The sequence below is a fragment of the Geodermatophilus sp. SYSU D00663 genome, from assembly GCF_054050655.1.
The window spans coordinates 77,710-100,366 of record NZ_JBJGZT010000017.1 but is presented as its reverse complement, the minus strand read 5'-3'; the positions used below and the strand labels follow the sequence as shown (position 1 = coordinate 100,366).

Genomic DNA, 22,657 nt, shown 5'->3' with positions numbered 1-22,657 from the left:
TGATCAACCGCGGGGGCGACGCGCGCCGGGCCGCGGATCGGCAGGGTCTGTCGTCGAACTCGATCACCGGGAGACGACAGTGGACGTATCGCGCAACCTCGCCGGCCGGATGGGGCGGTGGAGCGCCCGGCACCGGAAGACGGCGGTGCTCGGCTGGCTGGCCTTCGTGGTCCTGGCCGTGGTCCTCGGCGGCCTGCTGCCGCGGGGGGAACTGACTCCTGCGGAGGAGCTGCTGGGGGCGCCCGCGCAGGCGCAGCGGATCCTCGACGACAACGGCTGGGAGGAGCCGGCGTCGGAGATGGTCCTGGTGCAGCGGGAGGACGGCGTGTCCGAGGCCGCCGCGACCGCCGCGCTGACCGACCTGGTCGCGGTCCTCCAGCACACGCCGTCGGTGGAGAGCGTGCACAGCCCGCTGGACGGCGCGCCACTCGTGTCCGCCGACGGCCGGTCCGCCCTGGTGACCTTCGACGTCGCGGGCGACCCCGAGGACGCCGACGCGAGGATCGGTCCCATCCAGGACGCGGTCGCCGCGGTTGCCGCCGAGCACGACGACGTCCGGGTGGAGCAGTTCGGGGGCACCAGCGCGGGGGTGGCGCTCGACGAGACCATCGCCGGCGACTTCCAGCGCGCGGAGCTGCTGTCGATCCCGATCACGCTGGCCGTGCTGCTGCTGACCTTCGGCGCCCTGGTGGCCGCGGTCCTCCCGCTGGTCTTCGCGCTCACGGCGTTCGTCGGGGCGCTCGGGCTGCTCAGCCTGACCAGCCAGATCTGGCACGTCGACCAGAGCGCACAGATCGTCATGCTGCTCATCGGGCTGGCCGTCGGCGTGGACTACTCGCTCTTCTACCTCAAGCGCGAACGCGAGGAACGCGCGCGGGGTCTCGGGTCGCTCGACGCCCTCGACGTCGCCGCGGCCACCTCCGGACGGTCGGTGCTGGTCTCCGGCATCACGGTGGTGGTGGCGATGGCCGGCATGTTCCTCACCGGCTTCTCGGTCTTCACCGGCATGGCCTCGGCCACGATCCTGGTCGTCGCCACGTCCGTGGTCGGCTCGCTGACCGTGCTCCCGGCGCTGATGAGCTGGCTGGGCGACCGGGTGGAGAAGGGACGCCTGCCGTTCCTCCGCCGCCGCGAGGCCGGCCCCGGCCGGTTCTGGCCGCTGGTGCTCGGGGCGGTGCTGCGCCGGCCGCTGGTCGCCGTGGTGACCGCCGGGGCGGCGCTGGTCGCCCTCGCCGTGCCGGCGTTGTCGATGGACCTGCGCAGCGAGGGCATCGAGGACCTGCCGCGGGACCTCGCGGTCATGCAGACCTACGACCGGATCACCGCGGCCTTCCCCGGCGGCCCCGCGCCGGCCGAGGTCGTCATCGAGGCGGCCGACGTCACCGCTCCCGAGGTGCAGGGGGCGATCGCCGACCTCCGGGAACGGGCGCTGGCCACCGGGCGGATGAACGAGCCGGTCGGGGTGGAGACCAACGAGGCCGGCACGGTGGCGGTCGTCAGCGTGCCGCTGGTCGGCGACGGCGAGGAACAGGCCTCCCGCGACGCCCTCGCCACCCTGACCGAGGACGTCGTCCCGGCGACGGTCGGCGCGCTCGACGACGTCACCGTGGTCGTCTCCGGCAACACCGCGTACTCGGTGGCCTTCGACCAGCTCATGGCCGAGCGCACCCCGTGGGTCTTCGGGTTCGTGCTGCTGCTGGCCTTCGTGCTGCTGCTGGTGTCGTTCCGGTCGGTCGTCGTGGCCCTGACCGCGATCGTGCTCAACCTGCTCAGCGTGGCCGCCGCCTACGGCGCGCTGGTGCTGGTGTTCGAGGAGGGCTGGGGCGCCGGCCTCATCGGGCTCGACCGGACCGGGGGGATCGTGAACTGGATCCCGCTGTTCCTCTTCGTCATCCTCTTCGGGCTGTCGATGGACTACCACGTGTTCATCCTCAGCCGGGTCCGGGAGGGCTACGACCGCGGCGCGGACACCCGGGAGGCGATCACCCAGGGCATCACGAGGTCCGCGGGAGTGGTCACCAGCGCCGCGGTGATCATGGTGTTCGTCTTCCTCACCTTCGTGACGCTGTCGCTGACCAGCATGAAGCAGATCGGGCTCGGGCTGGCCATCGCGGTGCTGCTGGACGCCACCGTCGTCCGCGCGGTCCTGCTGCCGGCGGTCATGCGGCTGCTCGGGGACGCGAACTGGTACCTGCCCCGGTGGCTGCGCTGGCTGCCGACCCTGCGGCACGACGTCGACCCGCTCCCGGTGCCGGCTTCCGTACCCGCTCCTCGGGACCCCGAGGAGGAGCAGGCCCTGGCCCTCAGCAGGGACTGACCCGTCGCGCCGGGGCGCCGTCCGTGGCCGGACGGCGCCCCGGTGTGCGTCGGGTCAGGAGCGGGGGAGCGCCTGCGGCACCGGTGCGGTCCACGCGTGCAGGGGCGAGGGGATCGGCATGGAGTGCTGCGTGAGGTCGATGCCGTAGAGGAAGACGCTCATGTCCCGCTCGGCCTGCAGCAGCGGGTGGTCGGAGGTGCGGATGGTCTCCAGGAGCCGGGCCACCTCGCCGCGCACGTAGATGAGGTAGAGCTCGCCGATCCGGGTGCGTTGCACGAGGTGCACCTCCCGCCGGGAGCCGGTGAGCTCGTGGCGGACGTCGTCGAACCGGTCGATCGTCAGGCGGCGCTCGGCGATGCCGGCGGAGACCCCGGGCAGCATCACGGTGGCGAAGGCCATGACCTCCGGGAACCCGTCCGCGGTGCCGGCGGCGGAGAACCGGCGCACCTCCACGGGGAGGGCGTCCCCGGGATCCCACGGATCCGTGCCGAGGGCGGCGGTGATGCGGGCGTGCACCCGTGCCGTCACCTCGTCGGTGGGCTGCGCCAGCCGGCGCGCCACGGTCCACGGGTCGCAGGCGCGGAGGTGGACCAGCAGGACGTCCGCCTCGTTGAGGTGCTGCAGCCAGAACGTCTGGGCCTCGGCGCCGGCCGCGAGCCGCTCGGCCGTCAGCACGTTCTGGTGCTCGCGCAGCAGCCCGGCGAGCAGGTCGACGCGGTCCGGGTCGGGGCCCCGGCCGGGCAGGGGGACCGCGTACAGGACGTCGGTGGCGGAGGCCGGAGTGGCGGTGGGGAGGGGATCGGGGTCCGTCCGCGGGGCGGGCACCCAGCGCCGCCAGCGCGCGAAACCTGCCACGCCCACCAGACTACGGGCGGCCGGAGCGGTTGCGGATCCGCGCACCGTCGGCCGGAGCGTCACCGTCCGGGACCCGCGCGTGGTGGGCGGCACCGACGGCGCGCATCCGCGCCCCGACCGGTTCTCCCGCCGCTCCGGTCCCCAGATCGTGCGGGCCCTCCAGGCGCTGGGCGGAGACGGGCCGGCCGGTGCCCTCGTCGCGGGCGGCGCTGCCGGAGGTGTGGACGCCCGGTCCGACGGGAGCTGTTCCGGACCTCGTCCGGGACGAGGGCGGCGGCGTCGATCTCGCGGACGAACCCGGTCCCCTGGCAGGTGGTGCAGGCGCCGGCGCTGTCGTGGGCGAGGTCCTCGGCGGCCGGGAGATCGAGCACGACGCTGCACTCGGGGCAGGTCAGTCGTGCCCCGGTGGCGACTCCCACGTCGGGCTCCTGACGGTGCCCGCTGGGGCACCACACCTTCGAAGACCGGTCCGTGTCCCCGCACCTGCTGGACGCCGACCCATGGCTGACCCCGGTCATCGACCGGCTCGAGCAGGAACACCACGCCATCCACGACGTCCTCGAGGGCGTCGACCGCGCGCTGGTCGCCTTCGTCGCCACCGCCGACAGCACAGCCGGACTGCGCGCCGCCGTCGACCTGCTCAGCGACACCCTGCTCTATCACCTCGCCTACGGGGGGAACGCGACATCGTCTACCACGGCCCACCTGAGGAACGGGTGATCCCGTTCCCCTCCGAGAGGACCGGGCGACGAGCCCGGACGCGGCACGACAGACCCACCGGTCCGCTCCTGCACGGACGGCTCGGCGGGCTCGTCGCCCCGCTGTCCGGGGTGGGCCGCCGGTCGGGCACTACCCGCTCGGTGTGATGCGCGAGGGAGTCGTGTCGTCGGGGGACGGCAGGATCCCGTCGGCCTGACGGCTCCGCAGACGCGTGACCAGGACGGCGACCTGGGTGCGGCGTTGCAGGCCCAGTTTGGGCAGCAGGTTGCTGACGTAGTTCTTCACCGTCTTCTCCGCCAGACCCAGCCGGTTGCCGATCTGGCGGTTGGTGAGCCCGTCCCCGATCAGCTGCAGCACGGCACGCTCCCGCTCGGTGAGGTCGGCCAGCGGATCCGGCCGCCCGGCGCCGCCGTCGGCGTCGAGCACCGCGGTGACCTCGGGGGCGAACACGGTGCCGCCCGCCGCCACCCGGCGCACGGCCGCCCGCAGGGCCGGACCCCGCACGTGCTTGACCAGGTATCCCGACACCCCCGCCCGCACGGCTGCTGCCACCGTCTCCGGGTCGGCGTACTGGCTGAGCACCAGGCACCGCACCCCGGGGACGTCCGCGCGCAGCCGGGTGCAGGCCTCCGCCCCGGTGCCGTCGGGCAGGCGCATCCCCATCACGGCCACGTCCGGGCGCACGGCCCGGCCGCGGACCACCGCCTGGTCGACCGAGGCCGCCTCGGCGACGACGGCGAACCCGGCGTCGCCCTCGAGCACCTGGATCACGCCGCGGCGGACCACCTCCTGCTCGTCGAGCACGAGGACCCGTACGACGGCCGTCTCTGCCGGCACCGGAACCAGCTCCCCGGGGTCGAGGGGTGCGGCACGACGTCGTCGGCGTGCAGCCGGAACGCTATTCGGCCGCGCGGGAGTTCGGTACCCGCGCCGGCACCCTAGAGCCGGCGCTCCCCGAGCTGCGGTCGAGGGCCGGCCGACCGCAGGCGCTGCCCGCCGTCCGGGGGTCACCGGCGCGGCTGGGCCGGGAGCGGCTGGAGCACGCCAGCGCCACCGTCACGCTCACCGTCCACCGGCACGTGCACCCCGGCATGGGCCGGCAGGCCACTGACCGCTTCACCACCCTGCTGGAGGGCTGAGACCGGGCGATGGGTGTCGAACGGGCACCACGAGGGCCCCGGAGACCCGAACCTGACGCGCCCCGGGCTCTCGACCTGCCGGAACACCGGGGCGGTGCTGTGTCCGAGGGGGGCTCGGGCACCGCGAAGTGCGAGCCGTCCCACCGGCGTCTCCCACCGGGGGAGTGGAGCGCGGTGTGCGCGGCTTCGTGGTCATCGTCGGAACGCGGCGCGGCGCACGGACGAGATCGTCTGTCAGGCCGACGGCGGTGCAGCCACACGTGGGTGCACCTGCTCCCGACACCAGATGCCGTCAGTGCGCGCTGTCCGACGCTCGGCACGCTCGGACTCGCTGTCCGACGCTCGGCACGCTCGGACTCGCGGACCCAGTGCCGGTCCGACGACAGCCGCAGGCTCGTGCCGTTGGGCCGGCCGAACGCGGGCCGAAGCAAGCGCGAGCGTGTTGTCGTGGTCGCGCACGGTCCGGCCGGCGAGTTCCAGTGTCTCGACCCGCGCGGCCGGGGCGGTGAGCGATGCCTCGGCTCTCAGCGGGGCGACGTGATCGCCGACGCCCCAGTGCGGTCCGAACGCGAAGCCCAGGTGGGCAGACGCGTTGCGGGACGGGGCGAAGTGGTCGGGCTCGGTCCAGCGGCAGGGTCGTGGTCGGCCGTGGTCGGAACATCGAGATCACGCGCCGTCGAGGACGACGATCTCGGGCGACCTGGACGTCGGCCGTGGCAGTGTGTACGCGCTGGTCGGAGTGGGTGGCGAAGGCGCCGAGGACGACGGTCAGCCCGTGCGCAGTGGTGTCCACCCCGGCCGGAACGGGAAGCGGGACGACGAGCGGGGCCTGCCCGGCAGGATGCCGCCGCGGTCGGCGGTTGGTCATGCGCGGCGAACTCTCCCCGCCGCTCGGGCCTGCCCCGGCTGCGCGCGTGGTCACCCAACGGTCCGCGGGGAGCTGCGACCCGGACGAGACCGCCGGAGCGCGGAGCGGATGACCGGTGGTCGTGCCAGGTCGTCGGCCGCGGTCTCGCGCTGAGGTGGCCGGGCTTCGTACCATCTCGTCCAGGTGTGCCGGGAAGTCTGGTCGGCGGTTCCTCAGCCGACCCCGACCGCCGGAGTTGATGGCCGTGACCACGACCGCCTCCGGTGGGACGGGACCCGACCCCCGGGCCGTGGACGCCGTGGTGGCGCAGGTCGCCGCCGCGTCGGCCGGCGAGCACGGGATGCCGGCCGCGCTCCTGGACGGCTACCTGACCGCTCTCTGGGCGGTGGCGTGCACCGGTCGTCGGCTGAGCCGGGACGAGGAGGCGGCGTGCCGACGCCTCGGTGGAGAGGCAGCGGCCACCGGTCTGGCGCTGCCGGCCCTCGTGGACATCTACATGACGGCCTCCCGGCGCCTGTGGCCCCGTCTCCCGGACCTGGTGGCGGAGGTCCGGCGCAGACCGCTGCGGCCTCCTGAGTTGATCAGCATCGGCGAGGCGGTGTGGCGGGCCGCGGACACCGCTCTGGCAGCACTGGCCGCTGGGTACGTCGAGGCCCAGCGCCAGGTGGTGCGGCGCGAGGAGGCGTTCCGACGGGAGTTCGTCGAGGACCTCCTCAGCGGTCACGCCGACGTCGGATCACTGGTGGAGCGTGCCGGACCGTTCGGGCTCACTCTGACCGCTCCACACTTCGTCGCGGTCGCGGCCACCGACCGGCCGGTCGACTCGGGGATGCAGCTGACCGGCGGGTTGACCGACGACGTCCGCTCCCGCTTCGGGGACCGCGGGCTGCTCACCGCCGCGAAGGACGGGCAGCTCGTGTGCGTGTTCTCGCTCCCCCCGAGGGCCGGTGGCCACCCTCCGCGGCCGGACTGGTACGACCTGGCGGAGCTGGTCGGTCGGGCCGCGGCCCGGCTGACCCGCCGCTCCGACTGGCGGGTCGGGGTCGGCCGCGTCCACCCGGGCCCGGGAGGGGTCCGGCGCTCGTACCGCGAGGCGCTGGAGGCCATCGACCTGGCCGAGCGCCTGTCCCTCCCGCAGCGGGTCGCCCACGCCCGTGACCTGCTCGTCTACCGGGTCCTCGTCCGCGACGAGGCCGCGATGGCCGACCTCGTCGAGGCTGTCCTGGGCCCGCTGGCGACCGCGCGGGGCGGAGCGGAGCCGCTGCTCCGCACGGTGGAGGCCTGGTTCGCCAGCGGCGGCAACACGGCCGAGGCGGCGCGCCGACTGCACCTGAGCGTCCGTGCCGTCACCTACCGGTTGCAGCGGGTCGCGGAGCTCACCGGCCACACAGCAGGTGACGCGGAGCACCGGCTCGCCCTGCACGTCGCCGTGACCGGGGCCCGGCTGCTCGACTGGCCGCGTCGCCCGCTCGTCGCCGACTGACCCGCCGATTGCCGGGACCCGGCAATCGGCGGGTCCCAACTCGTCCGCAGGCGGGCGCTGCCGGTGAAGGGGACCGGTTCCTAGCCTCCTGGCCATGCGCTCCCGACCTGCCCTGTACCCGATCCCCGACGCTCCCGCGCCCGGCGACGCGGCGCTCGCAGCGCAGGTCGAGCCCGCCGATCCGCCCACCGGCGACGGTGTCGGACGTGAGGGCGACCTGACCGTGTACGTCGACACCGACCCGCGGCCTCCGGTGGTGTCCGTCGTCGGCGCCCTGGAGGGCCACGGTCACGCCCTCCTGGCGGCGGTGCTCGACCACGTGCGCGAGCAGGTGGGGCAACCGATCGTGGTTGACCTGCACGGTGTCTCCCGGACCGATCAGCGCGCCCTGACCCCGGTCCTCACGGCCGACGTGGTCCTCACGGACACCTCACCAGCGGTCGACGAGGTCCTGCTCGACCTCACCAGGCGCGCGCAGGCGGCAACCGGCCGGGTCGGGCGAGCCCGCCGACCGCCTGCCGGGGCCCGGCGGAGCGCCTCACCGACTCCCCGTCCTCACCGGAGGTAGGCGTGTTCTCACTGCTCTGGTTGCTCGTCGTCGGGCTGGTCGCCGGGCTGCTCGCCCGCGCCATCGTGCCCGGCAGGGACTCGATGGGATGGCCGGCCACGATCCTGCTGGGGGTCGCCGGGTCGGTCGTCGGCGGACTGCTGCTCGGCCTCCTCACCGGCGGGCTGCGCGACCGCGGCTTCGGTCCCGCCGGGCTCGTCGGCTCGGTGATCGGGGCGGTGATCGTGCTGGTCGTCCACAACCGGCTGGGCGCCCGCCGACGGATGCCCCCGGGGGCGTCCCGCGGCCGGCTGTGACCGCAGGCGCCGGCGTGTCCTCGGTCCCGCGCGCGGGGAGCGGCGCCGCGCGCCGGCTCCCCCGCTCCCTGTGGCCCCCGACCCTCCGGATCTGCCGCGGCGTGCTCCTCGTGGGAGCGGTCTGCTGCGCGCTCGTCGGGGCGCTGAGCACACCTGCCTACGTCGTCCTGGCGGTGACGCCGGCCTTCGGGCTCCTCGTGGCCGGCCTGGTCGGCCTCATGGACCCGGCCTTTCCGAAGGCCCCGTCGGCCAAGCGCAGAGCGGTCCTCGCCGGAGCGGGAGCATCCCTCGTCGTGCCGTGCCTCGCCGGCCTGGCGCAGCTGGGCGACGCCGGAACGGTCGCCGGGCTCGTCCTGCTGTTCCTGAGCTGCCTCCTGGCCGAGGCCTGGATCACCCGGTCCCTCGGCTCCGCCGGCCGGGACGACGAGGCGGAGGTGGACGTCGAGGAGCTGCAGCGGCTCCTGCGTGCCCTGCCGACCTCGGTGCTGGTGCGGGAATGGCGGTCGACCGGCGAACTCGTCCGGACGGCCGCGGACCCGGACCGCCGGGCCCGGGGCCTCCTGGTGCGCACCGTCCTGCTCGAGGAGATGACGCGCCGGGATCCGGCGGGAGTGGCCCGGTGGCTGCGAACCGGCGACGACGACGCTCCCGAGCAGTACCTGAGCGGCGACCGGGACACCGCCCCGTGAGGGCCCGGACCGGTCGGGTCCCCGCGCTCCGGCTCACCGCCGGGTGCCGGCGGTGGCGGGATGCCACCGCTGCGCCCGCCGGGCCCTGACCGGCCGAGCCGACCCAGGCCCGGACGGCCTGGCCCGGTACCTCCGAGGGCAGGTGTGCCGGGAAGTCCGGTCGGCGAGCTCGCCGCCGACCCCACCGCCTCTTCGGAGTTGATCTCGTGTCCGCCCCTGCCCCCACCTCGTTCCGGCTCTTCGACCGCGGCTCGTGGCCCGAGACCCGCCGCATCGCCGGCATCCTGCGCAAGGAGACCGTCGGCGGCATCCTGCTCATCAGCGGCGCCGTCCTCGCTCTGGCCTGGGCCAACAGCCCCTGGTCGGCGGCCTACGAGACGCTGCGCGACACCCGGGTCGGCCCGGCCGCCCTGCACCTGGACCTCACGTTGGGCACCTGGGCCGCCGACGGGCTGCTGGCGGTCTTCTTCTTCGTCGCCGGGCTGGAGCTCAAGCGCGAGTTCGTCGCCGGCGACCTGCGCGACCCGCGCCGGGCCGCGCTGCCGGTCGCCGCCGCGCTCGGCGGCATGGCCGTGCCGGCGCTGCTGTACTGGGCGATCAACGCCGGCGCCGGCGGCGGGGCGCTGGCCGGGTGGGCGATCCCGACCGCCACCGACATCGCCTTCGCGCTCGCCGTCCTCGCCGTGATCAGCACGCACCTGCCCGCGGCGCTGCGCACCTTCCTGCTCACCCTCGCCGTCGTCGACGACCTGCTGGCGATCACGATCATCGCGATCTTCTACACCTCCGCGCTGGCGGTCGCGCCGCTGCTGCTGGCCCTGATCCCGCTGACCGTCTTCGGAGTCCTGGTGCAGAAGCGGATCCGCTCGTGGTGGCTGCTGTTGCCGCTGGCCGTCGTGACCTGGGTGCTGGTGCACGAGTCCGGGGTGCACGCCACCGTCGCCGGCGTGCTGCTGGCGTTCACCGTGCCGGTGGTGCGCAGCCAGGCCGCCGGCGGACCGGATGCCGGCCCCGGGTTGGCCGAGCACTTCGAGCACCGGTTCCGCCCGCTCTCGGCCGGCGTCGCCGTGCCGGTGTTCGCGTTCTTCTCCGCCGGGGTCACCGTCGGCGGGCTGTCCGGGCTGGGCGCGGCGCTCACCGACAGCGTCGCGGTCGGCATCGTCGTCGGCCTGGTCGTCGGCAAGGTGGTCGGCATCACCGGGGCCACCTGGCTGGTCGCCCGGTTCACCCGCGCCGAGCTCGACCGCGACCTCGGCTGGCCCGACGTCGTCGGGCTGTCGCTGCTGGCCGGCATCGGGTTCACCGTCTCGCTGCTGATCGGCGAGCTGGCCTTCGGCGCCGACACGCTCCGCGACGAGCACGTCAAGGTGGGCGTGCTGGCCGGCACCCTGCTCGCGGCGCTGCTGGCCACCGTGCTGCTCCGGCTGCGCGACCGCCGCTACCGGCGCATCGCCGAGGCCGAGACGCGGGACGTGGACGCCGACGGTGTCCCGGACGTCCACCAGGCCGGCCGGCGAGGATGAGCCCGCCCCGCGGCGACGCCGTGGGGCTCGGCGACGACGTCCGCCCCGACCGACACCGGCGCTGGACCCGCGTACGGCAGCTGCCGCCACGCCCGATGCCGCAACCGACCGCCAGCAGGACGCCCATGACCGGGATGGGCCAGAGCGCACTGGCAGACGGGCGGCGACCACGCGGATCGCTCGGTTGCCGCCTCCTCGGCCGCCCACGGGGCAGTCCTTCCGGCACGTCGGGCACGGACGGTCCGAGGGTCCCGCAGTGAGACGCTCCGTGCCTGCGCACGCCGGCCGGGGAGTGCGGTTGCGCTGCTCCGGGCCGGCGACCTCCGTCCTCGTCCGGCCGGAGGGAGCGCCGAGCCTGGATGGGCTGGACGTCGCTCCTCCGGGGAAGCCGGCCTCACCGGACGGCAGCTGCCGTGCGGTGAGGCGGTGCCCGCCGGGCCGGACCAGCGGTACGGCGTCGCGCGTGCCGGCCCGCGGGCGAGCTCCGACACGGCCGGGCGGCGCACGGGATCCGGACGACGGCGGGCAGCGTGGATCGACGAGGTGGCGGTCCACGCCACGGCGGGGGAGGGACCGTTGCCGGGACGGGGTCTTACCGACTGCCTTCCGCGGCGATGAGCTCGGCGACGTCTTCGGGCATCTGCGAGCAGTCGTCGTCGGTGTCCGGCTGGTCCTGGGCGAGCCCCTCGACGCCGGCGTCCTCGACCGGCTGGAAGCCCTCCTCGGCGATGTGCCGCGGCACCCGGTTCTGCGCGTTGACGACGTGCGAGCGCGACAGCCAGCCGAGGCCGTCGTCCACGTCGAAGTCGAGCCCGCCGCCGGGCGCTCGCTGGACGTGTCCCGGAGACGGCAGGAGCCCGACCAGCTGGACGGCCTGATCGACGGACAGCGTGGACGGAGGGGTGTCGAAGTAGTACCAGCTGGCCGAGCAGATGCCGTAGACCTGCGGACCGAGCTGGGCGTGGTTGACGTACAGCTCGAGCATGCGGCGGTCGTCGAGGACCAGCGCCAGCTCCATCGACAGGCCGGCCTCGACGGCCTTGCGCCAGGCGCTCATCTCCTGGTTCAGGAAGAGGTTCTTGGCCACCTGTTGCGGGATCGTCGACCCGGACGGGTCCTCCTCCCCGCGCAGGTGCGCTTCGGCGCGGCCGGACAGCTCGTCCCAGGTGAAGGCACCGTCGCGGTAGGGGAGCGGCTGGTCCTCGTGCGCGATGACGGCGGCGAGGAAGTTGCGCGACACGTGCTCGACCGGCACCGACTGCTGGACGGCGCCCTGGTCGTTGGCCAGCATGAACGCCGTCGTCGGCGGGTCGATCCAGCGCAGTGACACCAGGACCAGCGCCTGGAGCAGGAAGGCGATCACCAGGATGCGGGCGGTGCGGCGGCGCAGGCGACGACGCCGTTCGCGCTTCGGGTCCTCCCGGGGTGGGACCTCGTCCGCTGCCGGCCGGGTGCCCGGCCGACGGCGCTGGTGCGGAGGCGTGGTCCCCGGACCGGGCGGCGGTTGCGGCGGCCACGGTCGGGACCGAGGAGGGGGCGCAGCCCACGGGTCGGACGGCGGAGGTCCTGGCCACGGATCGCCGTACCGCGCGAGCGGGTCGTCGGCCACCGGCCGCGACGTGCGCCGGGAGGACTCCCGGTCGGTCCGCTGCTGCTCGTCCGGCACGTCAGCCGGCGGGTGACGGCGGCGCGGCGCGAAGGGCATGAGGTGTCGTCCTCCTGTGACCCGCTGACCGGATCCCCAGGTTACCGGGGATCAGCGGCGAGCCGATCGTCCGACGGGTGAGCGCGCGCAGGCGCCCGTTCCCGGCCGCCTCGGTCGAACTGGCTGCCCGTGTCGGCGGTCCGCCTCCGGTCCGGGCTCCACGCCACGTCGGCGTCCGACATGTCGGTCCCGGAGTGTCCCGTCGTCCCGCCCGTCGTGGTCTCACTGCTGCGGGCGGGCACGGGCGCGCTCCACGGTCCCACCTGTCGACCGTCGGTTCCCGGTGGTGCGGTAGCGCGGAGTGCGCGGACCCAGGTGCCGCACTGCTCGACGGCGGACCGGGCAGCGGCCCGCCACGGGGGCATCCCAGGCCCCAACACGGAGACGCCCCGGGCTCCTGACCTGCAGGAACACCGGGGCGGTGCTGTGTCCGAGGGGGGACTTGAACCCCCACGCCCGATAAAGGGCACTAGCACCTCAAGCTAGCGCGTCTGCCATTCCGCCACCCGGACGAGTGCGGGGCCAAGACTACCCGACGCACTCCGCCGCCCGGCACGGGTACCCCGCCGTGTCGCATCGCCCGGTCGTCCGTGCCCGTCGGAGGCCGGGGCGGGCCCGTAGTGTCGCCGGGGTGGAGAACCGAGGTCCCGTCCAGGCCCAGGCCGAGGTCGCCGAGCTGCTCGGCGAGCTGATCCGGATCGACACGACCAACACCGGCGACACCGCCACCAGCGCCGGCGAGCGGACGGCCGCCGAGTGGGTCGCCGGCAAGCTGGACGAGGTCGGCATCGCCTCCCAGGTCCTGGAGTCCGAGCGCGGGCGGGCCAGCCTCGTCGCCCGCGTCCCCGGCGCCGACCGCAGCCGCCCCGCCCTGCTGGTGCACGGGCACCTCGACGTCGTCCCCGCGGACCCCGCCGAGTGGAGCGTGCACCCGTTCTCCGGCGAGGAGCGCGACGGCTACGTGTGGGGCCGCGGCGCGGTCGACATGAAGGACATGGACGCGATGGTCCTGGCGCTGGTGCGCGAGTGGGCCCGCACCGGCGTGCAGCCACCGCGCGACGTCGTCCTCGCCTTCATCGCCGACGAGGAGGCCGGCGGCAGGCTCGGCGCGCGCTGGCTGGTCGACGAGCACCCGGACCTGTTCGCCGACTGCTCCGAGGCGATCAGCGAGGTCGGCGGCTTCTCCATCACCGTCCGCGACGACCTGCGCCTCTACCTCGTCCAGACGGCGGAGAAGGGCCTCGCGTGGATGCGCCTGACCGCCGGCGGCCGGCCCGGGCACGGCTCGTTCGTCCACGACGACAACGCCGTCACCCGGCTGTGCCAGGCCGTCGCCCGGCTGGGCTCGACCCGGCTGCCCACCGTGCTCACCCCGCCGATGCGCCAGTTCCTCGCCGCGGTCGAGGAGGCCTACGGCATCGAGATCGACCCGGACGAGCCGGAGGAGGCGCTGGCCCGGCTGGGCAGCATCAGCCGGATGATCGGCGCGGCGCTGCGCAACACCGCCAACCCCACGATGCTCGACGCCGGCTACAAGACCAACGTCATCCCCGGGACGGCGAGCGCCACCGTCGACGGCCGCTTCCTGCACGGCCAGGAGGAGGAGTTCGAGCGCCAGCTCGCCTCCCTGGTCGGTGAGGGGGTCCAGCGCGAGTGGATCGTCCACGACCAGGCCGTGGAGACGACGTTCGACGGCCCGCTGGTCGACATGATGGTCGAGGCGCTGAAGGCCGAGGACGACGGTGCGCGGCCGGTGCCGTTCACGATGAGCGGCGGCACCGACGCCAAGAGCTTCGAGCGCCTGGGCATGCGCTGCTTCGGCTTCTCGCCGCTGCGGCTGCCCGCCGACCTCGACTTCGCCTCGCTGTTCCACGGCATCGACGAGCGGGTGCCGGTGGAGTCGCTGCGCTTCGGCGTCCGGGTGCTCGACCGCTTCCTGCGCGGCGTCTGAGCGCGGTTCAGCGGGCGGCCCGAAGCGCTTCGAGCGCCGCGGCCACCGCGGGCACCCGCCGGGCGTCGGGACGGACGAGGGTCTCGACCACCCGCCCGTCGACGTCGGGCAGGTCGACGGCGGCCACGCCCGGCTGCGCGCTGATCGCCAGCGCCCAGGCCGGCAGCAGCGCCACCCCGAGCCCGCGGGCGACCAGCCGCTGCACGACGACGTGGTCGTCGGTGGCGAACCGGACGTCGGGGGAGAACCCGGCCCGCCGCGCGCAGCGCAGCAGGTGCCGGCGGCAGCGGGGGCAGCCGGCGATCCACGGCTCGTCGCGCAGGTCGGCCAGCAGGGCGGGCGCCGGCCGGCCGGCGGGCACGACCGCCTGCACGGCGTGGCGGGACAGCGGCTCGCGCAGCAGGTCGCCGGGGACGTCCTCCCCGTCGTCCTCGTGCCGGAAGACGACGGCCAGGTCGGCGGCGCCCTCGCGGACCGCCGCCTCGGCCTCCGGCGGCTCCAGCTCGGTGAAGTGGACCTCCAGGGCCGGCGCCCGCTCCCGGAGCGCGGCCAGCGCCGGCGGGACCAGCACCGCGGCGGCGGTCGGGAAGGCCGCGATCCGGACGACACCGGTGGCCAGCCCGGTCAGCGCGGCCACGTCCTGCTCGGCCGCCGCCAGCCGGTCGGCGATCGCCTCCGCGTGGCGCAGCAGCCGCCGGCCGGCCTCGGTGAGCGCCACCCCGCGCCCCTCCCGCACCACCAGCGGGGTCCCGGTCTCGGCCTCCAGCCGCCGGACCTGCTGGCTCACCGCCGGCTGGGTCCAGCCCAGGGCGCGCGCGGCGCCGGCGAGCGAGCCGGCGTGCGCCACCTCGCGGAAGACCAGCAGCCGGCGGGAGTCCACGCCGACATGAAAGCAGCGCTTGGGTCGGCCGGTCGACCCCGCGCTCTGGTGGGGGAGCTCGGCGCCGGGGAGCCTGACCGCATGAGGACGATCGGGCTGCTGGGCGGCATGAGCTGGGAGTCGACCGCGCTGTACTACCGGGTGGTCAACGAGCTGGTCCGCGACCGGCTCGGCGGGCTGGCCAGCGCCTCGCTGCTGGTGCGCAGCCTCGACTTCCGCGCCGTGCGCGCCTGCCAGGTGGAGGACCGGTGGGACGACGCCGCGGCCCTGCTCGCCGCCGAGGCGCGGGCGCTGGAGGACGCCGGCGCCGGCCTCGTGTTGCTGTGCACGAACTACATGCACAAGGTGGCCCCGGCGGTGGAGGCCGCCCTGACGGTGCCGTTCCTGCACATCGCCGACGCGGTGGCCGCGGCCGCGCCCGGGCCGGTGGTCGGCCTGCTCGGCGCCGCCGGCACGGTGCGCGAGCCGTTCTACCGGGACCGCCTGGCGGCGCGGGGGCTGACGGTGCTCACCCCGCCGGGCGACGACGTCGCGCGCGTCGACGCCGCGATCTTCGGCGAGCTGTGCCGCGGCGTGCTCTCCGACGGCACCCGCGCCGAGCTGCGCGCCGTGGTGGCCCGGCTCGCCGGGCGCGGGGCGCAGGCGGTGGCGCTGAGCTGCACCGAGCTCGAGCTGCTGCTGGGCCCGGACGACTCCGCGGTGCCCCTCCTGCCCTCGGCCCGGCTGCACGCGACCGCCGCCGTCGACCTCGCGCTCGGCGTCCCGGCCGCCGTGGTGTGATGCCGGGGTGACCTCTCCCACACCTCCCGGCCCCGGTTCCGTCGCGCTGATCACCGGAGGGACCGGCGGCTTCGGCCGCGCCCTCACGCAGAAGCTGCGCGAGCGGGACGTCACCGTCGTCGCCGCCGACCTCGACTCCGAGCGCAACCGGTCGGTGGCCGAGGAGCTCGGCGCGCACTTCGTCGCCCTCGACGTCACCGACCGCGCCGCCAACGAGGCCGTCGTCGCGCAGGTAGAGGCCGAGCACGGCCGGCTCGACGCCGCCTACCTCAACGCCGGCATCTCCGCCGCCAAGAGCGACGACGCCCTCGACCTCGACGAGTTCATGCGCGTGGTCGACATCGACCTGTTCGGCGTCGTCTACGGCGTGCAGGCCGCGCGCCCGGCGATCAAGCGGGCCGGCGGCGGGGCGATCGTGGTGACGGCGTCGCTGGCGGGCCTGTCGCCGATGCCCACCGACCCCGGCTACAGCGTGGCCAAGGGCGGCGCGATCGCGTTCGTCCGGTCGATGGCGCCGCGGCTGACCCGCGACGGCATCACCATCACCGCGATCTGCCCCGGCTTCGCCGACACCGCGATCATCGACCGCATCCGCCACGAGTTCGAGGCCGCGGACTTCCCGGTCATCCCCGCCGCCGAGGTCGCCGACGCGATGGTCATGGCCTGGACGTCGGGCGAGCCCGGCGCCGCGTACGTCATCCAGCCCGGCGTCGGCACGGTGCCCTACAAGTTCAAGGGCGTGCCGAGCGCGAAGACCGCGACCGGTGAGACCGCCGTCGTCCCGGAGGCGCTGCGGCCGCCGTCCATGCTCTGACCGCTCCTGCCGGGGCCGGTGACCGCCGTTCCCCGGCCTCTGGCAGGGTCGGCGCATGCGTGCATGGCGGGTACACGAGCTCGGCGACCCCTCGGAGGTCATGCGGCTGGAGGACGTCGAGGAGCCGACCCCGGCCGAGGGCCAGATCAAGGTCCGGGTCCGCGCGGCGGCGCTGAACTTCCCCGACGTCCTCATGGCGCAGGGGAGGTACCAGGAGCGCCCGCCGCTGCCCTACACGCCCGGCATGGAGCTGTGCGGGGAGACCGAGGACGGCCGGCGGGTGATCGGCCCGCCGGCCGGCGGCCCCGGCGCCTTCGCCGAGTACGCGCTGATGGACGCCCGCGACGCCTGGCCGGTGCCGGACAGCCTGTCCGACGAGAAGGCCGCGGCGCTGTGGATCACCTACCAGACCGGCCACGTCGGCCTGCACCGCCGGGCACACCTGCGGGCGGGGGAGTGGCTGCTGGTGCACGCCGGCGCGGGCGGCGTCGGGTCGGCGGCGATCCAGCTCGGCAAGGCCGCCGGCGCCAGGGTCATCGCCACCGCCGGCGGCCCGCACAAGGTCGAGGTGTGCCGCGAGCTCGGCGCCGACCGCGTCGTCGACTACACGGCCGAGGACTTCGTCCCCGTCGTCAAGGAGCTCACCGGCGGCGAGGGTGCCGACGTCGTCTACGACCCGGTCGGCGGCGACGTGTTCGACAGGTCACGGAGGTGCATCGCCTTCGAGGGCCGGCTGGTCGTCGTCGGGTTCACCAGCGGGCGGATCCCCGAGGCGCCCGCCAACCACGCGCTGGTCAAGAACTACAGCGTCGTCGGCCTGCACTGGGGCCTGTACAAGAAGAAGGACCCGGCCGTGATCGGGCAGACCCACGACGAGCTGGTCCGGCTGGTCACCGCGGGCGCGATCGACCCGCTCGTCGGCCAGGTCCTGCCGCTGGACCGGGCGCCGCAGGCGCTGGCCGCGCTGGCCGACCGCGGCACCGTCGGCAAGGTCGTGCTCGTCCCCTGACCGGCCGCGCCGGGCGGCCGTGGACCGCCCGGCGCACCGGGGTCAGGCGTGGCGGAAGGCCGCCCGCTCCCGCCGCCGGAACGGGCGCCGCAGGGCGAGGCGCCAGACGGCCACGAGGGCCCGGCCGCGCTCCTGCCGCTCCAGGGCGGCCACGCCCTCCGGGGGCATCTCGTGCAGGACCCAGGCGACCAGTTCCAGCAGCCGCGGGGTGGTGTACGCGGTGTCGAAGAACCGGGCGCCGACCCACTCCCAGTCGGCCGGCTGCAGGTGGTCCTGCAGCACCCGCATGCCGTCGCGCTCCTCGTGGGCCAGGTGCCGGTCGACGTGGACGCGGGCGGCCGCGACGGCCGCGGCCAGCGCCTCCCGCGCGGGCCCGTCGGCCACGCCCGCCAGCCGCGCGAAGCCGTGCGAGCACTCCCCGAGCAGCGGGTCGATCGCCGCGTGCTCCGCCGCCATCGCCTCCAGGATCGCCCGGCCCTCCGCGTCCCCGGCCGCGGCCGCCCGCTCGAGCAGCAGGGGCCACAGCCCCGCGTCCTCCCCGGTGTGGTGGTGGTGGAGGACCGAGGCGAAGTAGTCCCAGCGCCGGCGCAGCAGCTCCCACGTCCGGCGGTCCTCGAGCGGCGTGCGCTCGACCGCGCGGCCGAAGGCGGCGAGGTCACGGCGGAAGCCGTGGTGCATCACCCACATGAGGGTGAGGTCGACCGGGCCGTCCGGCGCGTCGGCCTGGCCGGGGAGGCGGAGCCGGCCGGGGGCGGGTCGCTGCGGGGCCAGGGTGGTGGTGGACATGGCGTCCTCCGGTGGGTGAGGGGTCAGGCCGGCGTCCGCCGGTCGTCGGAGGTGCCGGTCCCGGCGCTGCGCTCGATCTCGTCGACCAGCGGGGAGCCGGCGGCCTCGGCGCGGATCCGGGCGCCGAGCGACCGGGCGCCGCGCCGGTAGCGGGGATCGGCGAGCAGCCGCCGCACGGCGGCCGCGATCCGGTCGGGTGAGGCGCCCGGCCGGAGGCCCAGGACCGCACCGTGCCGCCGGGCCCGGACCACGTTGTCCCGCTGGTCGCGGCCCATGGGCAGGCACAGCGCGGGGACGCCGGCCGCGAGGGCCTTCAGCAGCGTCCCGTGCCCGGCGTGGGTGACGACGACGTCGGCGGCCGCGAACAGCGGGGCGTGTGCCGCCGAGCGCACCACCACGACACCGCCGGTCCGCGGGACGCACGCGGGGTCCACCATCGGGCCGGTGGTGACGACGGCGCGCACCGGCAGGCGGCCGAGGGCGACCCCGACGCGGCGCAGCACGTCCTCCTGGGCCTGGTAGGTGCTGGAGAACCCCACGACCACCAGCGGCCCGTCCCCGGGCGGCGGCTCGACCGGCGCCGCCCAGACCGGGTCGTCGAGCACCGGCCCGACGTGCCGCACGTTCGGCGGCAGCCGCGCGGGCAGGTCGAAGGCCGCGGAGGTGAGCACGAGGACCCGCGCGGCGCGGTCCCACTGCTCCCACACGTCGCGCAGCGGGGCGAGGCCGAGCCCGGCGCGGGCGGCGTCGAGGTCGGGGAGGCCCCGGTCCCACGCGCGCCGGACCAGGGGGTGCAGCGACCGGTCGCGCGCCCGGCCCAGGGGCCCGCGCGCCGGGGGCAGGCCCGACCCGAACGGCGGCAGGTCCGGCGTGGGCCGGTTGTAGGCGTTGGGGCAGAGCGCCACGGACGGGGTCCCCGAGGCCTCCGCGGCCACCAGCGCGCCCATGAGCACCCCGCTGGCCACGAGCACGTCGGCGGGCCGCGCCGCCAGCGCCGCCCGGACCTCGGCGGCGTAGGCGGCGGCGGGGCCGGTGACGACCCGGGTGAGCAGCCGGTCGAGCACCTGCAGCGGCGTCCGGCAGGCCGTGTCGTCGACCAGGTCCCGGTCGGCCGCGGACCGGCGGTGCGGCGCCTGCCGCCAGGGGTGGAACGCGGCGCCGGCCGCGCGGACCTCGGGCTCCAGCGTGGGATCGCCCAGGACGCTGACCGAGTGGCCCCGGGACACCAGCCGCCGGACGACCCCCACCTCTGCCGGCACGGTGCCGCCGCCGTCCCACAGCGCGACCTGGACGTGCACGGCACGCCTCCTCAGGACGGGGCCGTCGCGAGGGCGGCCCGGAGCAGGTGGGTGAGGACCGCCGTGGTCTCGGCGCGGGAGTGGCCGAGGTCGCGGCGCAGGAGCTTCCACGTGTGGACGTCGGTGACCGCGTAGAGCGCGGCCAGGGCGCGGCGGCGCGCCCGCGGCTCGTCCGGCAGGTCCGCGGCGAAGGCCTGCTCGAGCAGCGCGCGGTGGTGGGCGCGGGCGCGCGCGACCGCCTCGGCGAGGTCGGCGATGCGCTCGGCCACCGCCTCGAGGCGGACGTTGGCGTCGCCGAGCGCCTCGTACTGGCGCATCAGCCCGCGGACGAACCCGGGGACGTCCCCGGGGACCACCCGGCCGCGCAGCGCCTCGACCTCGGGCCGCAGCACCTCGGCGACGGCGAGGAACAACCCCTCCTTGGACCGGAAGTGGTTGAGCAGCGTCTGCTGGGTCACGCCCGCGGTCGCGGCGACCTCGGCGATGCGGACCTCGTCGTAGGGCCGGTCCACGAAGCGGTCGCGGGCCACGGCGAGGACGCGCTCCCGGGTGCGCTCGACGGCTCCCGCCCGCGCCCCCGACGTGCTCTGCGTCACAGGCAGAGCGTGGCCCTCGTTTGACCTGTGGTCAAGCGAGTTCTTGACGTCGACTCAAACGGGAGTCGGCGTCAGGTGACCGGCATCGGCAGGTAGGACAGCCGCGCGCGGCGCCGCAGGACGACCTTGCGGGTGCCGTCCGCGTGCAGCTGGAGGCGGGCCAGCTCCCACCCGCCGACGTCGGATTGGAGGCTCAACATGGTCGCCGCTGCGGAACGGGACGTGCCCGGGGGGATCCGCAGCGGCGCGTACTCCCAGTCGGCGGCGTTCACCCGCCCGATGTTGCCACGGTGGACACCTGCCGGTCACCCGGGCGCCGGTCCCCGGACTGCCGCCGCGGGGGACGGGCGGCAGGATGGACGGCGACCCGATCCGCACCCGAGGGAGGACGACGTGACCGATCCCGGTTCCGCCACCGACGCCGACCGCGCCGAGCAGGAGGCCCTCCTCGAGCCCGTGGCCCCCGCCGGGGCCGGCGACGCGGGACCGGTCGGCGACCTCGACGCCAACGAGGCCGACGCGCTGGAGCAGCAGCTGTCGACCGCGCCGGGCTCGGCCGGCCCGCTGCGCCCGGTCGGCGACGTCGACGCCAACGAGGCCGACGTGCTGGAGCAGGAGGCGGACGTCCCCTTCGACGACGACGACCGCACCGCCTGACCGGGGGATCGTCAATGGGGGCGAGCGGACCCCCGGCACCGCGGTCGTGGTGACTCCGCCCACCGGCGACGTCGGCCCGCGGCTGACGCGGCTGCTGGTGCAGGCCGGCGTCCGGCCGCGGGTCCTGCCGCGCGACCCCGCGCGGCTCGACGGCGGGCTGCGCGACCACGGGGACGCCGTCCCCGCCGACCTCACCGACCGCGACGCCGTCCTGCGCGCCCCTGGGGGCGCCGCCGCCCTGGACCGGGTCTGCCCGCCCACCGGCGCCGGCGACCCGGCCGCAGCGCTCGGGGAGGCTCAGGCGCCGTCGAGCCCCGGGTAGTCCGCCCCGGGCGCCTCGGCGGGCGGCCGCAGCAGGGTCACCGTGGCCCACCCCTCCCGCAGCAGGGCGTCGTCGGTGCCCGGGGCCGGCCCGTCGGGGCTCTCGCGGAAGGTGAGCGCCACGAAGTCCGCGCCGGTCTCGCCGACCTCGACCTGCACCGCGCCGAAGGGCGCCAGCCGGGCCGCGCGCAGCCCGCGCAGCCGCTCCGGCGGGACGTCGGGGACGTTGACGTTGACCACCACCGGCCCCGGCGCGAGCCCGAGGGTCCACCGCAGCGCCCGGCGGGTGACCTCCTCGGCGGTGGCCCACGCGTGCTCCGCGGCCGGGTCGGCGCTGCCGGCCAGCGACACCGCCAGGCCGGGGAGCCCGTGCAGGGTGCCGGTCAGCGCGGCGCCCACGGTGCCCGAGTGCAGCACCGCCGTCCCGGTGTTGGGGCCCCGGTTGACGCCGGAGAGCACGACGTCCGGCCGCGGCCCGAACGCGCCGCGCGCCCCGGCGAAGGCGATGAGCGCGGGGGAGGCCCCGACGGCGAGGGCGCGGACGGCGCCCACGCCGGGCAGCCGGCGCTCCCGGACCGCCAGCCGGTTGCCGTGCAGCAGCGCGGTCATCGACGCGCTGGACCCGCTGTGGTCCTGGTCGGGCGCGGCCAGCGTCACCTCCAGGCCCGCCTCCGCCGCCACGCGGGCCAGCAGGTGCACCCCCGGGCTGTCGATCCCGTCGTCGTTGGTCACCAGCGCGTGCACGCGGCCCCCTCCCGGTCCGGACGGCGCCCCCGTGCCCCGCGGAGGCGCCGCGCACACGCGTCCCCGTCCGGGACGGCCGCGCCCCGGGGCGGGCGGACGCCCGGCATGCTCGCCGGGTGCCCCTCGTACTGGTGTTCCTGCTCCTCGTCGCGCTCGTGCTGCCGCTGCTGGCCTGGTCGCTCGCCGGCCGCCGGTTCTGGGCGGACCTGCGCGGCCCGGGCACCCGCGACCTGCGCGCCGAGGTGGTCGCCCGGCACGGGCTCAGCGGCGCCGAGGCCGACACCGTGCAGACGGCGGTGACCCGCGGCCGGCCGGTCGACGACGCGCGGCTGCGGCCGGCGGCCGCGGACTGGGCCGGCACCACGCTGACCGTCCTCGACGGGCAGCACGCCGCGCACGCCGGTCGCGACCGCGCGGCCTCCGTCGTCCTCGGCCTGGCCGGGCTGTGCCTGCTGGCCGCGGTGGTGCTGGCCGTCGTCCTCGACGCCGGCGCGGTGGTCCACCTGCTGGTGCTGCTCGCCGCCGGGGCGGTCGCCAACCTGGCGCTGCTCCCGGCGACGGTCCGGCGCAACCTGCGGCGGGCGCGCGCCGCCAACGGGGGATGACGCCCGCTTCCCTCCGCCGGTGGGTGTGGTTAGGCTTCCCTTACCGTCGTCTC

23 protein-coding genes and 1 tRNA gene are annotated in these 22,657 nt (G+C 75.9%); 14 read left to right on the top strand and 10 right to left on the bottom strand.

What is annotated here, in order from left to right; all coding sequences use genetic code 11:
- The first annotated feature begins 79 nt into the window (after positions 1-79).
- The gene (locus ACI79Z_RS14755) at positions 80-2,317 is read left to right on the top strand and encodes an MMPL family transporter (RefSeq protein ID WP_456903039.1); all 2,238 of its coding nucleotides are present in this window, start codon (positions 80-82) and stop codon (positions 2,315-2,317) included.
- Positions 2,318-2,371: 54 nt separating this feature from the next.
- Here ACI79Z_RS14755 and ACI79Z_RS14750 read toward each other — a convergent pair whose 3' ends face one another.
- Positions 2,372-3,172: a hypothetical protein gene (locus tag ACI79Z_RS14750; RefSeq protein ID WP_456903038.1), complete on the bottom strand. Its 801-nt coding sequence runs from the start codon at positions 3,170-3,172 to the stop codon at positions 2,372-2,374.
- A gap of 441 nt (positions 3,173-3,613) precedes the next feature.
- Here ACI79Z_RS14750 and ACI79Z_RS14745 point away from each other — a divergent pair, with 441 nt between their 5' ends.
- The gene (locus tag ACI79Z_RS14745; protein WP_456903047.1) at positions 3,614-3,892 is read left to right on the top strand and encodes a hemerythrin domain-containing protein; all 279 of its coding nucleotides are present in this window, start codon (positions 3,614-3,616) and stop codon (positions 3,890-3,892) included.
- 129 nt (positions 3,893-4,021) lie between these two features.
- Here ACI79Z_RS14745 and ACI79Z_RS14740 read toward each other — a convergent pair whose 3' ends face one another.
- Complete coding sequence (locus ACI79Z_RS14740; RefSeq protein ID WP_387989534.1) at positions 4,022-4,729, bottom strand: response regulator; 708 nt, start codon at positions 4,727-4,729, stop codon at positions 4,022-4,024.
- A 26-nt stretch (positions 4,730-4,755) separates the two neighbouring features.
- On the opposite strand from ACI79Z_RS14740, the gene ACI79Z_RS14735 reads away from it, so the two are divergent.
- The 5 genes from ACI79Z_RS14735 to nhaA all read left to right on the top strand — a co-directional run bounded on the left by ACI79Z_RS14735 (position 4,756) and on the right by nhaA (position 10,458).
- Entirely contained in the window at positions 4,756-5,031 is a 276-nt protein-coding gene (locus ACI79Z_RS14735; protein ID WP_387989536.1) for a hypothetical protein, read from the top strand.
- Positions 5,032-6,143: 1,112 nt separating this feature from the next.
- Positions 6,144-7,382 carry a PucR family transcriptional regulator gene (locus ACI79Z_RS14730; RefSeq protein ID WP_456903037.1) on the top strand — a complete coding sequence of 413 codons (1,239 nt, stop codon included), beginning with the start codon at positions 6,144-6,146 and terminating at the stop codon, positions 7,380-7,382.
- A 570-nt stretch (positions 7,383-7,952) separates the two neighbouring features.
- On the top strand, positions 7,953-8,246 hold the full coding sequence (locus ACI79Z_RS14725) for a GlsB/YeaQ/YmgE family stress response membrane protein (protein ID WP_456903036.1): 294 nt from the start codon (positions 7,953-7,955) through the stop codon (positions 8,244-8,246).
- Positions 8,247-8,347: 101 nt separating this feature from the next.
- Positions 8,348-8,935, top strand: coding sequence for a hypothetical protein (locus ACI79Z_RS14720; protein ID WP_456903035.1), 588 nt, complete (start codon positions 8,348-8,350; stop codon positions 8,933-8,935).
- 206 nt (positions 8,936-9,141) lie between these two features.
- Positions 9,142-10,458, top strand: coding sequence for a Na+/H+ antiporter NhaA (gene nhaA, locus ACI79Z_RS14715; protein WP_456903034.1), 1,317 nt, complete (start codon positions 9,142-9,144; stop codon positions 10,456-10,458).
- A 592-nt stretch (positions 10,459-11,050) separates the two neighbouring features.
- Here nhaA and ACI79Z_RS14710 read toward each other — a convergent pair.
- Together ACI79Z_RS14710 and ACI79Z_RS14705 are read right to left on the bottom strand one after the other, a co-directional pair.
- Complete coding sequence (locus ACI79Z_RS14710; protein WP_456903033.1) at positions 11,051-11,821, bottom strand: transglycosylase domain-containing protein; 771 nt, start codon at positions 11,819-11,821, stop codon at positions 11,051-11,053.
- Between the two features lie 769 nt (positions 11,822-12,590).
- Positions 12,591-12,675 (bottom strand) — tRNA-Leu (locus ACI79Z_RS14705).
- A 119-nt stretch (positions 12,676-12,794) separates the two neighbouring features.
- On the opposite strand from ACI79Z_RS14705, the gene ACI79Z_RS14700 reads away from it, so the two are divergent.
- Positions 12,795-14,114 carry a M20/M25/M40 family metallo-hydrolase gene (locus ACI79Z_RS14700; protein ID WP_456903032.1) on the top strand — a complete coding sequence of 440 codons (1,320 nt, stop codon included), beginning with the start codon at positions 12,795-12,797 and terminating at the stop codon, positions 14,112-14,114.
- Between the two features lie 7 nt (positions 14,115-14,121).
- On the opposite strand, the gene ACI79Z_RS14695 is transcribed toward ACI79Z_RS14700, so the two are convergent.
- Positions 14,122-14,994, bottom strand: a complete 873-nt coding sequence (locus ACI79Z_RS14695) for a LysR family transcriptional regulator (protein WP_387989560.1) — start codon at positions 14,992-14,994, stop codon at positions 14,122-14,124.
- Positions 14,995-15,075: 81 nt separating this feature from the next.
- Between ACI79Z_RS14695 and ACI79Z_RS14690 the strand changes: the two genes are divergently transcribed.
- The 3 genes from ACI79Z_RS14690 to ACI79Z_RS14680 are packed head-to-tail and all read left to right on the top strand — an operon-like array spanning position 15,076 to position 17,597.
- Positions 15,076-15,774 carry an aspartate/glutamate racemase family protein gene (locus ACI79Z_RS14690; protein ID WP_456903031.1) on the top strand — a complete coding sequence of 233 codons (699 nt, stop codon included), beginning with the start codon at positions 15,076-15,078 and terminating at the stop codon, positions 15,772-15,774.
- Between the two features lie 7 nt (positions 15,775-15,781).
- The gene (locus ACI79Z_RS14685) at positions 15,782-16,588 is read left to right on the top strand and encodes an SDR family oxidoreductase (protein WP_387989565.1); all 807 of its coding nucleotides are present in this window, start codon (positions 15,782-15,784) and stop codon (positions 16,586-16,588) included.
- A gap of 55 nt (positions 16,589-16,643) precedes the next feature.
- Positions 16,644-17,597 carry an NADPH:quinone oxidoreductase family protein gene (locus ACI79Z_RS14680; protein ID WP_456903030.1) on the top strand — a complete coding sequence of 318 codons (954 nt, stop codon included), beginning with the start codon at positions 16,644-16,646 and terminating at the stop codon, positions 17,595-17,597.
- A 42-nt stretch (positions 17,598-17,639) separates the two neighbouring features.
- On the opposite strand, the gene ACI79Z_RS14675 is transcribed toward ACI79Z_RS14680, so the two are convergent.
- The 4 genes from ACI79Z_RS14675 to ACI79Z_RS14660 form a co-directional block, all read right to left on the bottom strand.
- On the bottom strand, positions 17,640-18,383 hold the full coding sequence (locus ACI79Z_RS14675) for a hemerythrin domain-containing protein (RefSeq protein WP_387989570.1): 744 nt from the start codon (positions 18,381-18,383) through the stop codon (positions 17,640-17,642).
- A 23-nt stretch (positions 18,384-18,406) separates the two neighbouring features.
- Positions 18,407-19,681, bottom strand: a complete 1,275-nt coding sequence (locus ACI79Z_RS14670; RefSeq protein ID WP_456903029.1) for a nucleotide disphospho-sugar-binding domain-containing protein — start codon at positions 19,679-19,681, stop codon at positions 18,407-18,409.
- An 11-nt stretch (positions 19,682-19,692) separates the two neighbouring features.
- On the bottom strand, positions 19,693-20,277 hold the full coding sequence (locus ACI79Z_RS14665) for a TetR/AcrR family transcriptional regulator (protein WP_387989576.1): 585 nt from the start codon (positions 20,275-20,277) through the stop codon (positions 19,693-19,695).
- Positions 20,278-20,348: 71 nt separating this feature from the next.
- Positions 20,349-20,549 carry a DUF5703 family protein gene (locus tag ACI79Z_RS14660; protein WP_387989578.1) on the bottom strand — a complete coding sequence of 67 codons (201 nt, stop codon included), beginning with the start codon at positions 20,547-20,549 and terminating at the stop codon, positions 20,349-20,351.
- 121 nt (positions 20,550-20,670) lie between these two features.
- On the opposite strand from ACI79Z_RS14660, the gene ACI79Z_RS14655 reads away from it, so the two are divergent.
- Complete coding sequence (locus ACI79Z_RS14655) at positions 20,671-20,934, top strand: hypothetical protein (RefSeq protein WP_387989581.1); 264 nt, start codon at positions 20,671-20,673, stop codon at positions 20,932-20,934.
- A gap of 49 nt (positions 20,935-20,983) precedes the next feature.
- Positions 20,984-21,256 carry a hypothetical protein gene (locus tag ACI79Z_RS14650; RefSeq protein WP_456903028.1) on the top strand — a complete coding sequence of 91 codons (273 nt, stop codon included), beginning with the start codon at positions 20,984-20,986 and terminating at the stop codon, positions 21,254-21,256.
- Here ACI79Z_RS14650 and surE read toward each other — a convergent pair.
- The gene (surE, locus tag ACI79Z_RS14645) at positions 21,232-21,999 is read right to left on the bottom strand and encodes a 5'/3'-nucleotidase SurE (protein ID WP_456903027.1); all 768 of its coding nucleotides are present in this window, start codon (positions 21,997-21,999) and stop codon (positions 21,232-21,234) included. The genes ACI79Z_RS14650 and surE overlap by 25 nt on opposite strands.
- Positions 22,000-22,115: 116 nt before the next feature.
- Between surE and ACI79Z_RS14640 the strand changes: the two genes are divergently transcribed.
- A complete protein-coding gene (locus ACI79Z_RS14640; RefSeq protein ID WP_387989590.1) occupies positions 22,116-22,604 on the top strand; it encodes a hypothetical protein in 489 nt (162 codons plus the stop codon).
- Positions 22,605-22,657 lie beyond the last annotated feature (53 nt).

What these genes read in the sequence shown, in the direction of transcription:
- ACI79Z_RS14680 (WP_456903030.1), top strand. Translation starts at nt 16,644, where the DNA reads ATGCGTGCATGGCGGGTACACGAGCTCGGCGACCCCTCGGAGGTCATG.
- ACI79Z_RS14675 (WP_387989570.1), bottom strand. Translation starts at nt 18,383, where the DNA reads ATGTCCACCACCACCCTGGCCCCGCAGCGACCCGCCCCCGGCCGGCTC.
- ACI79Z_RS14690 (WP_456903031.1), top strand. Translation starts at nt 15,076, where the DNA reads ATGAGGACGATCGGGCTGCTGGGCGGCATGAGCTGGGAGTCGACCGCG.